We start from the raw sequence: 15,212 nt of genomic DNA, 5'->3' as shown, positions 1-15,212 counted from the left end.
TTTGCATCTCTTCTCAAATCTCAAATCTAATGTCTCAATTCTAGTTCGCTTCTGCTAATAATTTTTTACCTTTTTCAATAGCATCTTCAATGCTACCAACTAAGTTAAATGCAGCTTCAGGATATTCATCAACTTCACCATCCATAATCATGTTGAAACCTTTGATGGTATCTTTAATGTCAACCAATACACCTTTTAAGCCTGTAAATTGCTCAGCTACGTGGAAAGGTTGAGATAAGAAACGTTGAACACGACGAGCTCTTGATACCACTAATTTATCTTCTTCAGATAATTCGTCCATACCTAAAATCGCGATGATATCTTGTAATTCTTTATAACGTTGTAAAGTTTCTTTAACACGTTGTGCAGTGTTATAGTGCTCATCACCTAAAACAGCAGGAGAAAGGATACGAGAAGTAGAATCCAATGGATCTACCGCTGGATAAATACCTAACTCAGCAATTTTACGTGAAAGCACAGTAGTTGCATCTAAGTGGGCAAAAGTTGTAGCCGGAGCCGGGTCAGTTAAATCATCCGCAGGTACATATACCGCTTGTACTGATGTAATTGAACCACGTTTAGTTGAAGTAATACGCTCTTGCATTAAACCCATTTCAGTTGCCAATGTTGGTTGGTAACCTACTGCAGATGGCATACGACCTAATAAAGCCGATACCTCAGAACCTGCCTGCGTAAAACGGAAGATGTTATCAACGAAGAAAAGGATGTCTTTTCCAGCGCCTTCACCATCACCATCACGGAAATATTCTGCAACTGTTAATCCTGATAAGGCTACACGAGCACGAGCACCAGGAGGCTCGTTCATTTGACCGAAAACCAATGTTGCTTTTGATTCTTTTAATTTTTCAGTGTCAACTGATTTTAAATCCCATCCACCTTTTTCCATTGAGTGTAAGAATTCATCACCATAGTTGATTACGCCAGATTCGATAAACTCCCGAAGTAAATCGTTACCCTCACGAGTACGCTCACCCACACCTGCGAACACTGATAAACCAGCATAAGCTTTAGCGATGTTGTTTACCAACTCCATGATCAATACAGTTTTACCTACACCAGCACCGCCGAACAAACCGATTTTACCACCTTTTGCATATGGCTCTAATAAATCGATCACCTTAATACCTGTAAAAAGTACTTCAGTTTCAGTTGATAAATCTTCGAACTTAGGAGGAGTAGCGTGAATCGGGCGACCGTCAGCTTTATCTACTGCAGTGATTCCGTCAATTGCGTCACCAACTACATTAAATAAACGACCTTTAATTTGGTCGCCAACTGGCATTTTAATCGCTGAACCAGTATCAAGTACCTTCATTCCACGAACTAAACCATCAGTAGAATCCATAGAGATTGCACGTACGCGGTCTTCACCTAAGTGCTGTTGAACTTCTAAAACAATTTTTTGTCCATTTTCTTTTGTTATCTCTAACGCATCGAAAATTTTAGGTAGATGGGCATCATCAGCAAAGCTAACGTCAACCACTGGGCCGATAATTTGTGCTATTTTTCCTAAGTTAGGCATATCTGTTGTGAGTAAATTTATTACAGTCAATGAATTAAAGCTGTTTGTAGGGGCTCCAATTCGGTTGGCAAAGTTAAGTTATTATTAGTAAATTTTAAATATATATTGGAAATTTTTCTTAGGTGATTTTAATCGGTAATTTAGGGGCGTAAAATCAATCCATGAAAACCATTTTAACTACAGGTAGCAACGGCCTTTTGGGGCAAAAATTAACCGAAAAAGTATTAGCGGAAGGAAGGGTGAAGTTAGTCGCTACATCCAAAGGGATTAATCGTTATCCTGTAAGCGATGGTTATGAGTATGCAGAAATGGATATTCTAAATGCAACAGAAGTTAGGGCCGTAATTGAAAGATATCAGCCAGACGCAATAATACATACAGCAGCAATGACAAATGTAGATACTGCTGAAGCCAGCAGATCACTTTGTTATGAGTTGAATGTAAGCGCCGTTCAAACATTATTATCGCTTTGCGAAGAAAGAAAAATTCAATTAATACACCTGAGTACTGATTTCGTTTTTGATGGAGCAAATGGTCCGTATAAAGAAGACGATGCAGTTAGCCCCGTAAGTTATTATGGTGAATCGAAAGTTTTGGCTGAACAATTACTGAGAAAATCAACTGCCAATTGGGCGATTTTAAGAACGATATTGGTTTATGGCATCACCAATGATATGAGCAGAAGTAATATTGTACTTTGGGCCAAAGGTGCATTGGAGAAAGGCTTGCCGATTAATGTTGTGAACGATCAGTGGCGTATGCCTACGTTGGCGGAAGATTTAGCTGAAGCTTGTTTGCTTGCGGTAGAAAAAAATGTTAAGGGTATTTATCATGTTTCTGGTAAAGATTACATGAGCATTGCCGATTTAGTGCGAAAAGTTGCCGATTATTGGTCGCTCGATAAATCGATAATTTCTGAAATAAGCTCTGAGAGTTTAAATCAATCTGCAAAACGACCGGTAAAAACTGGCTTCGTGTTAGATAAAACGATTAGAGATTTAGACTACAAACCACATAGCTTCGAAGAAGGCTTGAGGATAGTGGATGAGCAGATGAGACGTGGAAAGTGGAAAGTGAAGAGTAAAAAGTAAAAAGTAGAAAGTAAAAAGTATTTAGACCAGGTGGTAAATATGCGTAGGACATAATGATATAACATTTGCAAACAGGCTAATTTTTCTTTTTGAAACTTTGCGTTACACTAACCGATTAAACAATTTAGCAATTACAACAATTTAACAATTTCAAAAAAAATAACAATTTCAAAAATTTAACAATATAATATATGTCACTACAAATTGGCGATCAAGCCCCTGATTTTAAATTATACAGCTCAGATTTAACTGAAGTTTCTTTATCCGCATTTAAAGGTAAAAAAGTAATTATTCATTTCTTTCCAATGGCTTTTACCGGTGTGTGTACCGAACAGCTATGTGCTATGCGTGATAATTTTAGCTTTTACGAGGGGATAGATGCGCAGGTTTTAGGAATCTCTGTCGATTCTCCGTTTTCATTAGCGAAGTTTAAAGAAGTTCAAAACTATCAATTCCCATTATTGTCTGATTTTAACAAGAATGTGTCTGAAGCTTATAGCGCTTTATATCCTGAATTTGTATTTGGTTTGAAAGGAGTTTCGAAAAGAGCAGCATTTGTAATTGACGAAGAAGGAAAAATTGCCTACGCAGAAGTTTTGGAGGATGCAAAGGATCTGCCTGATTTTAAAGCAATTGATGATGTCTTAAAAGCATAAGCAAAATGCAGGCAAGATTTTTTGAATATTTTTTTTAAAATTATTTTGAATTTAAATCTCAAATCTTACCTTTGCAGTCCGCTAACGAACGGAAATGCATTTGTAGCTCAATTGGATAGAGCATCTCACTACGGATGAGAAGGTTTGGGGTTCGAATCCCTACAAGTGCACTTGAAGGGAGGATTGAAAAATCTTCCCTTTTTTTATTGACAATCATCACGCCTAATTCCCTCATTTTAAGGTGGTTATAAGATAGGATGTTCATCATCGTGGGTGTTCGATACATGCCGTTTTCGTAGTAGAGATTCGAGTCGAACACCAGATCTATAAACTCTCGCTTTTCTAACGTATCAAACTTGTGATAGATTGATTTTAAGTCTGTCAATAATTCTAACTCTTTATTGAGTATTTCGTATGCTTCGCTGTGATTGGTATTGAGCCTTTCTATCGAAATTTCTAGATTGTCTATAGTGATTTTATATTTGTCGTGCCACCTTTTGTAAGTCTCCTGATCGATTTCATTTTTAATCCATTTTTCTTCAACTGCGTATAGTAGCTCCCGTTCTTTTGTTAGTTCTAATTTTTTTTCTGCTATTATTTTACGATTATGTTCGAGCTCTTTCTCTATTTCTTTTTTTGAACTGTCTTTTATTATCTGAATTGATCTTGCAGGTAGGCTCATTAATTCAAGCGCTGCGTCAAATTGTATATGGGCTTTCCTAGCGCTAATATTATTGTGTTTCGAAAACCTGCATTTGTAATAATAAAAATATTGTCCTGATTTGCCACGAGAAGGTGCTCCGGTCAACAAATTACCACAGTGGCATTTTAAAATACCCCGCAAGGGGAGGGAATCATCGACTATAGTACGCGGTTTATATATGCTTTTAAATTTGCTTTGCACCATTTTCCACGAAATCATATCAATGATGGGCTCATGGATAGCCGGGAATAGCCCGCCAGGGTGTTCCTTGTATGCCTTGGCATGTACGAGTCCTGCATAAACGGGATTGTTTAAAACCCTTTCAACCGCCATGTTTCCCTTTCTGTCAAATCCAATTTCTACAGCCTTTTCTTTAATCAGGTATAGCGGAACGTTTTTTAAATAAGCATCATAAATAAATCGCACGATTTTTGCTTGTGGTTCATTGATAACTAATCTGCGGTTACGAGGCTCACCTATTTTGTCATATCCGAATGGTGTAATTCGAAAAACAAATTTTCCTTCTTTCGTCTTTTTGGAATATATGCCTGACCGTATTTTGATGCTGCGGTTGATGTTATCCTCCTCTGCTAATAAAAGTTGTAGACCTGCTCTGAAGAAACTCCCGGGCTTATCATAGTCAAATTCGATGCCCTCAGAAACACTTATGATCTGTATGCCGTATTTTGATTGTAAAGTTTTAACCATTCCCATGGCTTCACCGGCATCCCTGCTGAATCTGTCCATCTGATCAACGAGTAGGTAGTCAACATTCTTGTGGTATAGGCTGATAAATTCCTGCAACTTAATAAAATCAGGTCGGTCAAATGTTTTAGCGCTTCTCCCGCGATCGATGAACGTATCTATGAGGTTTATTTTATTTAATTGGATATAATGATCCGTAACTACCCGCTGACGCTCGATCGAATTTTCACTCTGTTTTTTGTCGCTGAATCTTAAATATCTAATAGCTTTCTTTTCCATACAACTGTTCCAATGTTGATTTAACAATAACTTTTACTATTAAATTTAGTAATTTAGTTTCTTTTTCTCGAGATATTTTTTCAATATTATCATTACTTCTTTCCACATTTTCTTTGGCTTGTATGGTGTTCTTCTGGTATGGTTTGGGGATACTATTTTTTGAATTTATTATTGATGGTTTTGGTGGTAATTTTCGGTATTCCTTTGCGTGACTTTTATCAAAATTTTTCGCTGATGATTGTGGTAGCGAATGCTTTCTCTTCTGCGGGATATTGCTAATTTCTTCTTTCTTTTCCATACATAAGACTTTTGGTATCCTAGCTATTATTTCATAATTTGTCGGCTGAATCTCTATCAACCGTAGGTCCATTTAAGGTTAAAAATCAGAAGAAAATCTATGATCAACTGGGTGTCCTGTTCGTAAGTACGCAATATTTGTCGATTGCGAAATTCTTGTAGTGTCGTAATAATTCTTGAAATCTTCGATTTAAGAATTATTATCGTTTAAAATTTCTGCTATCACTTCCTTTTTTGCTCAAATTATTATGGCTAATTTTCAAATGGATAATATAACAGGCTTGCGAATTTGAAAAAGAAATCATTTTTGCGTCATAACTGTTGCTGTACTGGCGATACTGGAGACCGATTTTAAGCCGGATAGGAATCTTGCGAAGGTGATGAATGATCGGTTGGTGCGTGTAGCAAAGGAATTGCAGGAGGTTTATTTTAAGTCACTGTCGGGCAGGGGATTCTCTTCGAATGATTTGGTAGTCTATATTAGTTGTAACTCCAAATATAAGATTCGCTTTAAGATCATGAATGATGTACCTGCTGATATCGAGGTTTTATGGCTGAGTGTTATCGGAAGGCTGGGATACATCCTTTGGAAAGCTAATGCAATTGTGGTTAACTAAGCGCATATTTAGTCAATAATATTACTTTTTGGATGAATACCCTGAGAGAATTTAATTTCATGTCGCCCATCATTATCCGTTAAGGCGTAATATTTGGTGTTAGGAATTATTACTTAATGCCTTGCGAAGGTTTTTTATCAGTACTTATAATTCTGCCGCTTACTTTATTGATTGTAATCGCTTTTAGTTAATCCCGTCAGATCAAACTATTAATTTTTTATTTCATGATATTACTGTTCCGTTTCATAGGTATCCCTATTCGAAATATGTATTGCTGTAAAAAATTTACTAGGCCGATCCTAATGTATTTCTATTAGAGCTTATAAACTTTAGGTGAATTATTATTTTGAAAGTATTGCAAATTTTAATTTTATAAAGTGTCATAATAACAAGGGTAATCTTTCATTAAGTGACTTCGAATTTACCCTACACCACTAAAAAAAGTGAGAATGCCTATATTACAGATATAGACAATGTTTTTACTCTAATACTGGACTCGATAAGAAAGCCGGGTGTACAGTCTACGCCAGTTTGGGCGGCTAATATATTAGAAATGTAAAGTCTTGGGTGATGTGAGGGGTTCGATTTTTGTATTGCCGAGATACCAGGCATATCAGCTCCGCTATTACCTTCAATCTTTTGTTAGCTATAAAAAAAGACCTGCGCCGTTTCTCATTCGTCCGTAGGTGGGATTTGCTATTAACTTTACGATTCTTTGGTAAGCAATTCGAAAATGTCTGTGAAAAACTTAAGGTAGTTTAAATAATGCCCCACTGCATGATGTTCATTTAAATAGAGCTGTAAGGGAAATCTTGTTTGTATGATTATTATGTTCAATATACTGATTTATAAGTATTTTTTAATTCTTGTTTGTAGTTAGTGAAATTTTAAATAAATTTACAAAACCAAACTAAAACTTCATCTTAATAGCGCTCCCGTTGAAAGTAATTGTATTCTCGAACCATGCTTCGTGCATTCCTGTTCTCCATTACTTTTACATAAAGGGATGGATTAAAGCTGTAGTAACGGCAGACGGTAAGTCTCCGAGTGAAAAACCTATAGAAGATTTCTGTAATTTAAATACAGTTCGTTTTGTAAAGATAGAAAGACTTGGATTGACCAATATCCTGCCGGCTCTTTTTGAAGATCTGATGCCAGACTTCGTCATCATGTTCGGGTTTCCCTATCGAATTCCAAATTTCTTATATACGCATCCTAGGTTGGGGTTTTACAATGTACATTTTAGTATGTTGCCAGAATATCGTGGTGCAGATCCTATTTTTTGGCAGATAAAGAATGGTGAAAACTCTGGAGGGGTTAGTATTCATTTAGTAGATGGTGAATTTGATAACGGTCCCCTCGTAATGCAGGAGCCCTTAGTCTTTATTCCAGGCGAAACCTCTGGAATATCAATTGGGAGACATAGCCAGCTTGCCCTACTGATGATTCAAAAATTAACTAATAGCCTTAGTGAGCGTAATCGAACTCCATCATTGCCTGGCTCTTCCCGCATATCAAGCTATTTTCCAAAAGCCAATCAACATGATATTAAAATTAATTGGGCGCTTCAGGGTGCATCGGAAGTTGAAGCCCTAGTTAATGCTTGTAATCCCGGTGCTGGAGGAGCGGTAACTTTTTTTCGGAAGCAAATAGTTAGAATTCTGGAAGTTTCTCCTGTCGATGGCACTTTTAACCAGGAAGTAGTTCCCGGGGGAGTGATTCATGCGGATCAGAGTGGGTTATATGTAAAATGTTTTGATCACAAACTTTTGCGTATTAACATATTGAAGTTAGAAGAAGGCTTCCTAACGGGTTCCAAACTAACTGCTCTAGGGGTGAAAGTTGGAGATAAATTTGAAGATGCAGATCCTGAATACAAACAATTAAACCATTAATATAAACCACATTAAAAACAAACTATGTTAGACTCGAACTACATTGGTGAGATTAGAATGTTTGCCGGGAATTTTGCCCCGGTCAACTGGCAATTCTGCGACGGATCTATTTTGCCTATTAACGAAAATGAAATTCTCTACTCCTTGCTTGGTACAACTTACGGGGGGGATGGTGTAAATACTTTTGGAATTCCTGATCTCCGGGGACGTGTACCTGTGCATGCTGGAACAGGTATTGGCTTGACACCAGTCGTGCTAGGCCAAAAGGCAGGAACGGAGCAGGTAAACATCTCATTAAACCAGATGCCGGCACATTCACATGCTTTAATGGCGCAGACTGCTGAAGGAAATGCAAATTTACCAAGAGATAACGCTTTTGCAGATACTGGAGCGCAAGATCCTGATTTTGCACTTGTTTCTGTGAACCCGGATGTAGTTATGGGCGTTCAGTCTGTCTCATTTATTGGAAGCAATATTCCGGTCGAAATTAGTCAGCCATCCCTGGCAATAAACTATATCATTTCATTAATGGGTATTTATCCAACTCCTAATTAACTTTTTAATCAGAATTTCAACTAAACAAATATGGATTTTTATCTAGGAGATCTTAGAATTGTAGCCATCAACTTTGCGCCAAAGGGCTGGGCATTATGTAACGGACAATTAATGTCTGTACAACAGAATCAGGCTTTATTTACACTTTTGGGTACAACGTATGGCGGAGACGGGAAAACGACCTTTGCACTTCCTAACCTTCAGGGACGGGTTTCCTTGGGCTTTGGGCAAAGCCTCAGCGGAACGACTTATACCCTTGGACAATCGAACGGCAGCCAGACAGTTTCGCTGGTGCAAAACCAGCTGCCGCAGCACAACCATTTTTTTCTCGCAAATAATTTACCAGGTACGACCAATGCGCCAGGAAGTAATTATTTTGCGGATTCAGTAGCTCCGGATCTTGATTACTCGACTTTAGGACTAAACACGACGATGGCACCTAACGCGATTGCTCCCGCGGGAAATAGTATGCCTTTACCTATTCAGCAACCTTACCTAGGATTGAATTATATAATCGCCATTACTGGATATTTTCCATCAAGAAATTAATCGATATCAAAATTTAAAATTATAACAATGAATTTTATAGGAGAAATTAAATTAGTAGCTGAAAACTTTGAACCTTCAGGCTGGATGTTTTGCCGGGGGCAATTGCTTGCCATAAGTAGATATACCCCATTATTCTCACTCCTGGGAACAACATATGGCGGGGATGGCAAGACTACATTTGCATTGCCTAATCTGCAGGGCACTGTAGCGGTTGGCGCTGGTGATGGCCCAAGTTTGACCCGTTTATCACTTGGCGAACAATTTGGATCGGAAGCTGTAAAGCTTAATGTTAATAACTTGCCCTCACATAATCATAATGTAAATGCGGTAAGTGCTGTTGGCACTACCTCTTCGCCAAGTGGAACTTATTTTGCCAATAAAGGAAGGGCGGATAACGACTATACTACTAATCTACCAAATACACAACTAAATATTGGAACAATTGGCGTTACTGGCGGGAATGATCCGGTCCCTTTGATGCAACCTTATCTTTCACTTAATTACGTGATTGCTTTCCAGGGGGAATTTCCCAGGAGACCTTAATTGATTTCTGGCACAACCTTTTAGGAGTGTTGTGCCAGTCATTAAAAAATATAAAATTTCTAATGGGAAAAAGCCGATTGTAGCCGTCAGCCGAACTCAGTACCTATAACCAAATCATATGAAAAAAGCTTTACGCATTTTATTTTCAACTACCATTCTTTTATTGCTTATTCTTGTTTCAAAAGCCCAGATCCAGTATCAGGACAGCTATGAACAACAGTTTGGCAATTTTATTGTTAACATGAATGTTACCAGTACTGCTGCAGGACGCAATATATTTCAGGGTCAGGGAAGTTCAACTGGCGGGTCTACGCCGTACAGGATTTTATTTACCGCGAACCGTTGGGAAATTCAATTTTTTGATGGCGGAACATATCTAACAACATTTTTTAATACCACAGCAACGTTACCTAATCCTCCTGCTATTGGCAATGGAACATGGGTAAGTGCTATGGGTGATCAACTTATCGTATTGAATGGTTCGGTTATTTATGCACAGCCTGTCGCCGCCCCAACGGTAACGGCTTTAAGCCCAACCAGCGGCCCGACCAGTGGAGGCAGCAGCGTTACCATTACCGGTACTAACTTTAGCGGAACTACCGCGGTGACCTTTGGCGCTACCGCGGCAACAGGCTTCACCGTGAACTCGGCAACACAGATCACGGCGACAGCACCAGCAGGAACAGGCACAGTTGATGTCCGCGTCACTACAACAGGGGGCACCAGCGCGACCAGTGCGAGCGATCAGTTTACCTATGTCGCAAGACCAACGGTAACAGCTTTGAGCCCAACTAGTGGTTCGTCTGGTGGAGGGACTAGCGTGACCATTACCGGTACTAACTTCAGTGGGACTAACGCGGTGACCTTTGGTGCCACGGCGGCTACAAGCTTCACCGTGAACTCGGCAACACAAATCACGGCAACCGCACCGGCAGGTACAGGCACCGTTGATGTCCGCATCACTACAACAGGTGGCACAAGTGCGACCAGTGCCAGCGATCAGTTTACCTATGTCGCAAGACCAGCGGTAGCGGCTTTGAGCCCAAACAGCGGCCCGACCGGTGGAGGTACTACCGTGACCATTATCGGCACGAACTTCAGCGGGACTACAGCGGTGACCTTTGGTGCCACGGCGGCTACAGGCTTTACCGTTAACTCAGCAACACAGATCACGGCGACCGCACCTGCAGGTACAGGCACCGTTAATGTCCGTATCACTACAACAGGTGGTACCAGTGCGACCACTACCAGCGATCAGTTTACTTATGTCGCAAGACCAGCTGTAACGGCTTTGAGTCCAAACAGCGGCCCGACCAGCGGAGGTACTACCGTGACCGTTACTGGCACCAACTTCAGCGGAACTACAGCGGTGACCTTTGGTGCTACGGCGGCTACAGGCTTTATCGTTAATTCGGCAACACAGGTCACGGCGACCGCACCGGCAGGAACAGGTGCCGTTAATGTCCGTATCACTACAACAGGTGGTACCAGTGCGACCAGTATCAGCGACCAGTTTACCTATACACAAGCCAATCAGGCACCGGTAGTTACTGCCACGGGTGGTTCAATCACCTTTTCGGGTTCGGCAGCGGTGATAGATAATGCCTTAACTGTTTCAGATGTGGACAATACCACTTTAAGTGGGGCCACTATAGCTATTACCGGAAATTTTATATCTGGTCAGGACATTTTAGCATTTACTGCAAACTCCTCGCTTTTTGGTAGCATAGTTGGCAGTTATAATAGTGCTACAGGTGTGTTAACTTTAACATCAAGTGGGAGTACGGCAACGGTTGCCCAATGGCAGGCCGCATTAAGATCAATTGCATATAATAATACGGCAGGTTCACCAAATACTGCAACAAGGACTATAAGTTTTACCGTAAATGATGGTACGGCAAATAGTAACACAGCTACCAAGAATGTAACGGTTATTAACCAAGCTGCGGTAACTTCAATAGTTCGTGTCAGTTCTAACCCTATAAATACCTCAACTGTTCAGTATACTGTTGCGTTTGACAAGTCCATAACCGGAATAACTACTAGCAATTTTTCTATCACCACTACTGGTACTGTTTCAGGCGTGAGTATCTCGTCAGTATCTGGTTCAGGAAGTAGTTATACCGTTACTGTACATACAGGTACAGGTTCGGGTAGCCTTACTTTAAACCTAGCTAATGCTACAGGCATTACTCCGTCGATTAGTACCTCATTGCCATTTGCCGGAGAAACTTACACTCTTGACAAAACGTCACCAATAGTGGTGATCAGCAGTACGGCTGGTTCCTCAGGTGGATCGACAAGTACCTCTCCAATTCCATTTACAGTTACCTTTTCAGAACTTGTAACCGGATTTGTAACAGGGGATATTACTCCTGGAAATGCCACAATCAGCGGGCTTTCGGGTACTGGAACCACCTATACTTTCAACGCAATACCAATAGCAAATGGTGCGGTTACAATGAACATTGCGGCTAATGTGGCGCAGGATGTTGCTGGCAATGGAAACTCTGCTGCTAATCAGTTTTCTATTAGCTACACGCAAGCCCCTGTAGTTACCGCTACTAATGGTTCTACTGCATTTACAGGTTCGGCTATAGCAATAGATAATGGGTTAACGGTTATCGATGCTGATAATATCACACTAAGTTATGCTACCGTTGGTATCACTGGAAACTTCATTTCCGGAGAAGATATATTGACTTACTTGAATAATTCTTCAGCGCTATATGGCAATATTACCGGTAGCTATAATGGTGGCACAGGTGTACTAACGTTAACGTCGAATGGTGCTACGGCTACGGTTGCGCAATGGCAGGCTGCTTTAAGATCAGTAATCTATAATAATACGGCGGGTTCACCAAATACCGCAACAAGAACAATAAGTTTTACCGTAAATGACGGTATGGCAAATAGTAATACGGCTACCAAAAATGTAACCGTTATCAACCAGGCCACAGTAACTTCAATTGTTCGTGCGGCATCAAATCCAACTAATGCTGCTGCAGTAACCTATACCGTTACTTTTAATAAATCGGTAACAGGTTTGAGCACAAGTAATTTTTCCATCACCACAAGTGGTACCATAAATGGTATTTCGCCTTCCGTATCCGGTTCAGGTACTACTTATACGGTTACCATTAATACGGGCACAGGTTCTGGAACGATGAGGCTAAATCTTGCTAATTCTACCGGTATCTCGCCTGGCCCAATTACTAATCTGCCCTTTATTGGAGAAACATATAATATAGATAAAATTGCACCTTCCGTTACCTCGGTAGCTGTTCCGGCTAATGGTACTTATACCGCTTCACAAAATCTTGATTTCACGGTTAATTTTTCAGAAGCGGTTACAGTAGATGCCACAGTTAATACACCTTTTATTGCTCTAACATTAAATACTGGCGGTACTGTACGCGCAAACTACATTTCAGGTAGCGGCACCTCTGCACTTGTCTATCGATACACAATTGCCAGTACAGACAGAGATTTGGATGGCATTGTTTTAGGTGCGTTAATTATCAATGGTGCCACGATCAGAGATGCGGTAGGTAATAATACAAATACAACCTTAAATAATGTAGGCAGTACTGTTGGTGTACTGGTAGATGGTACGCCAAACACTTCTCAAACGATTACGTTCAATATCTTGCCTGCAAAAACTTATGGTGATGTAGACTTTAATCCTGGAGCCACGAGTAATAACTCAGGCATTCCGATTACCTATACCAGTAGCAATACCAACGTTGCAACTATTGTAAATGGTAAAATTCATATCATTGCTGTTGGCTCGTCAACAATTACGGCCAGTCAGGCAGGAGATGCCTCTCATAATGCAGCAGTGGATGTGCAGCAGACACTAGCGGTTAATGCAAAAACCATCACGGTAACGGCTGCAGCGAAGAGCAAGACCTATGGAGATGCTGATCCTGCGTTGAGCTATACCTTTGCTCCGGCTTTAGTTGGAACAGATACTTTCACGGGAAGTTTGGCCAGAACATCAGGTGAAAACGTGGGTACTTATGCGATCAACCAGGGCACACTTGCATTAAGCAGCAATTATACTGTTACTTATGTTGGTGCTGATTTAACGATCGGTGCAAAAATCATCACGGTAACGGCTGCAGCGAAGAGCAAAACCTATGGTGATGCTGATCCTGCACTGACCTATACCTTTGCTCCGACACTGATAAGTGGCGACAGTTTCAGCGGAAGCCTGACCAGAACACCAGGTGAAAACGCGGGTACTTACTCGATTGGCCAGGGCACACTTGCATTGAGCAGCAATTATACCGTTACTTATGTTGGTGCAGATTTAACGATTGTAGCAAAAACCATCACGGTAACGGCTGCAGCGAAGAGCAAAACCTATGGTGATGCTGATCCTGCGTTGAGCTATACCTTTGCTCCGGCTTTAGTTGGAACAGATACTTTCACGGGAAGTTTGGCCAGAACACCAGGTGAAAACGCGGGTACTTACTCGATAGGCCAGGGTACACTTGCATTAAGCAGCAATTATACTGTTACTTATGTTGGCGCTGATTTAACGATCGGTGCAAAAACCATCACGGTAACAGCTGCAGCGAAGAGCAAAACCTATGGTGATGCCGATCCAGTATTAACCTATACCTTTGCTCCGGCTTTAGTTGGAACAGATACTTTCACAGGAAGTCTAACCAGAACACCAGGTGAAAATGTGGGTACTTATGCGATCAACCAGGGCACACTTGCATTAAGCAGCAATTATAACGTTACTTATGTTGGCGCTGATTTAACGATCGGTGCAAAAACCATCACGGTAACGGCTGCAGCGAAGAGCAAAACCTATGGTGATGCTGATCCTGCACTGACCTATACCTTTGCTCCGGCACTGGCAAGTGGCGACAGTTTCAGCGGAAGCCTGACCAGAACACCAGGTGAAAATGTGGGTACTTATGCGATCAGCCAGGGCACATTGGCCTTGGGCAGCAATTATAACGTTATTTATGTTGGTGCAGATTTAACGATCGGTGCAAAAACCATCACGGTAACGGCTGCAGCGAAGAGCAAAACCTATGGAGATGCTGATCCTGCACTGACCTATACCTTTGCTCCGGCATTGGTAAGTGGCGACAGTTTCAGCGGAAGCCTGACCAGAACACCAGGTGAAAACGCGGGTACTTACTCGATAGGCCAGGGTACACTTGCATTAAGCAGCAATTATACCGTTACTTATGTTGGTGCTGATTTAACGATCGGTGCAAAAACCATTACGGTGACTGCTGCAGCGAAGAGCAAAACCTATGGTGATGCCGATCCTGCACTCACCTATACCTTTGCTCCGACTTTAGTTGGAACAGATACTTTCAGCGGAAGCCTGACCAGAACACCAGGTGAAAATGCGAGTACTTACTCGATAGGCCAGGGTACACTTGCATTAAGCAGCAATTATACCGTTACTTATGTTGGTACTGATTTAACGATCGGTGCAAAAACCATCACGGTAACGGCTGCAGCGAAGAGCAAGACCTATGGTGATGCTGATCCTGCACTGACCTATACCTTTGCTCCGGCTTTAGTTGGAACAGATATTTTCACCGGAGGTTTAACCAGAATATCAGGTGAGAACGTGGGTACTTATGCGATCAACCAGGGCACACTTGCATTAAGCAGCAATTATACCGTTACTTATGTTGGTACTGATTTAACGATCGGTGCAAAAACCATCACGGTAACGGCTGCAGCGAAGAGCAAAGCCTATGGTGATGCTGATCCTGCAATGACCTATACCTTTGCTCCG

At 41.0% G+C, this 15,212-nt stretch carries 9 protein-coding genes, 1 tRNA gene and 1 pseudogene; 8 read left to right on the top strand and 3 right to left on the bottom strand.

Annotated elements, in window-relative coordinates; all coding sequences use genetic code 11:
• Positions 1-40: 40 nt before the first annotated feature.
• Positions 41-1,543 (bottom strand): F0F1 ATP synthase subunit beta, encoded by a 1,503-nt coding sequence (atpD, locus tag R2Q70_RS00050; RefSeq protein ID WP_116169329.1) that lies wholly within the window; start codon positions 1,541-1,543, stop codon positions 41-43.
• Positions 1,544-1,704: 161 nt separating this feature from the next.
• On the opposite strand from atpD, the gene R2Q70_RS00045 reads away from it, so the two are divergent.
• From R2Q70_RS00045 to R2Q70_RS00035, 3 genes are all read left to right on the top strand, one after another.
• The gene (locus R2Q70_RS00045; RefSeq protein WP_316805679.1) at positions 1,705-2,634 is read left to right on the top strand and encodes an SDR family oxidoreductase; all 930 of its coding nucleotides are present in this window, start codon (positions 1,705-1,707) and stop codon (positions 2,632-2,634) included.
• A gap of 191 nt (positions 2,635-2,825) precedes the next feature.
• Positions 2,826-3,290 (top strand): peroxiredoxin, encoded by a 465-nt coding sequence (locus R2Q70_RS00040; protein WP_316805678.1) that lies wholly within the window; start codon positions 2,826-2,828, stop codon positions 3,288-3,290.
• 96 nt (positions 3,291-3,386) lie between these two features.
• Positions 3,387-3,460, top strand: a tRNA-Arg gene (locus tag R2Q70_RS00035).
• A gap of 728 nt (positions 3,461-4,188) precedes the next feature.
• On the opposite strand, the pseudogene R2Q70_RS21860 reads toward R2Q70_RS00035, so the two are convergent.
• Positions 4,189-4,977: pseudogene (locus tag R2Q70_RS21860) on the bottom strand (recombinase family protein); the annotation flags it as partial.
• The gene (locus R2Q70_RS00030) at positions 4,958-5,275 is read right to left on the bottom strand and encodes a hypothetical protein (RefSeq protein WP_316805677.1); all 318 of its coding nucleotides are present in this window, start codon (positions 5,273-5,275) and stop codon (positions 4,958-4,960) included. The gene R2Q70_RS00030 and the pseudogene R2Q70_RS21860, both read right to left, overlap by 20 nt.
• Before the next feature lie 1,554 nt (positions 5,276-6,829).
• Between R2Q70_RS00030 and R2Q70_RS00025 the strand changes: the two genes are divergently transcribed.
• From R2Q70_RS00025 to R2Q70_RS00005, 5 genes are all read left to right on the top strand, one after another.
• Positions 6,830-7,786, top strand: a complete 957-nt coding sequence (locus R2Q70_RS00025; protein WP_316805676.1) for a methionyl-tRNA formyltransferase — start codon at positions 6,830-6,832, stop codon at positions 7,784-7,786.
• A gap of 24 nt (positions 7,787-7,810) precedes the next feature.
• A complete protein-coding gene (locus R2Q70_RS00020; protein WP_316805675.1) occupies positions 7,811-8,341 on the top strand; it encodes a phage tail protein in 531 nt (176 codons plus the stop codon).
• A 30-nt stretch (positions 8,342-8,371) separates the two neighbouring features.
• A complete protein-coding gene (locus tag R2Q70_RS00015) occupies positions 8,372-8,890 on the top strand; it encodes a phage tail protein (protein WP_316805674.1) in 519 nt (172 codons plus the stop codon).
• 27 nt (positions 8,891-8,917) lie between these two features.
• Entirely contained in the window at positions 8,918-9,433 is a 516-nt protein-coding gene (locus R2Q70_RS00010) for a phage tail protein (protein ID WP_316805673.1), read from the top strand.
• A gap of 118 nt (positions 9,434-9,551) precedes the next feature.
• The coding region (locus R2Q70_RS00005; protein ID WP_316805672.1) for an MBG domain-containing protein at positions 9,552-15,212 on the top strand (5,661 nt) is incomplete at its 3' end.

This window comes from Pedobacter agri (assembly GCF_032678665.1).
Classification (GTDB): domain Bacteria; phylum Bacteroidota; class Bacteroidia; order Sphingobacteriales; family Sphingobacteriaceae; genus Pedobacter; species Pedobacter agri_A.
The sequence above is the reverse complement of the archived record's forward strand: the minus strand, read 5'-3'. Positions and strand labels throughout refer to the sequence as shown.

Excerpts from the sequence above, each read along its gene's own strand:
- R2Q70_RS00045 (WP_316805679.1), top strand. The coding sequence starts at position 1,705 with ATGAAAACCATTTTAACTACAGGTAGCAACGGCCTTTTGGGGCAAAAA.
- R2Q70_RS00020 (WP_316805675.1), top strand. The coding sequence starts at position 7,811 with ATGTTAGACTCGAACTACATTGGTGAGATTAGAATGTTTGCCGGGAAT.
- R2Q70_RS00030 (WP_316805677.1), bottom strand. The coding sequence starts at position 5,275 with ATGGAAAAGAAAGAAGAAATTAGCAATATCCCGCAGAAGAGAAAGCAT.
- atpD (WP_116169329.1), bottom strand. The coding sequence starts at position 1,543 with ATGCCTAACTTAGGAAAAATAGCACAAATTATCGGCCCAGTGGTTGAC.
- R2Q70_RS00040 (WP_316805678.1), top strand. The coding sequence starts at position 2,826 with ATGTCACTACAAATTGGCGATCAAGCCCCTGATTTTAAATTATACAGC.
- R2Q70_RS00015 (WP_316805674.1), top strand. The coding sequence starts at position 8,372 with ATGGATTTTTATCTAGGAGATCTTAGAATTGTAGCCATCAACTTTGCG.
- R2Q70_RS00010 (WP_316805673.1), top strand. The coding sequence starts at position 8,918 with ATGAATTTTATAGGAGAAATTAAATTAGTAGCTGAAAACTTTGAACCT.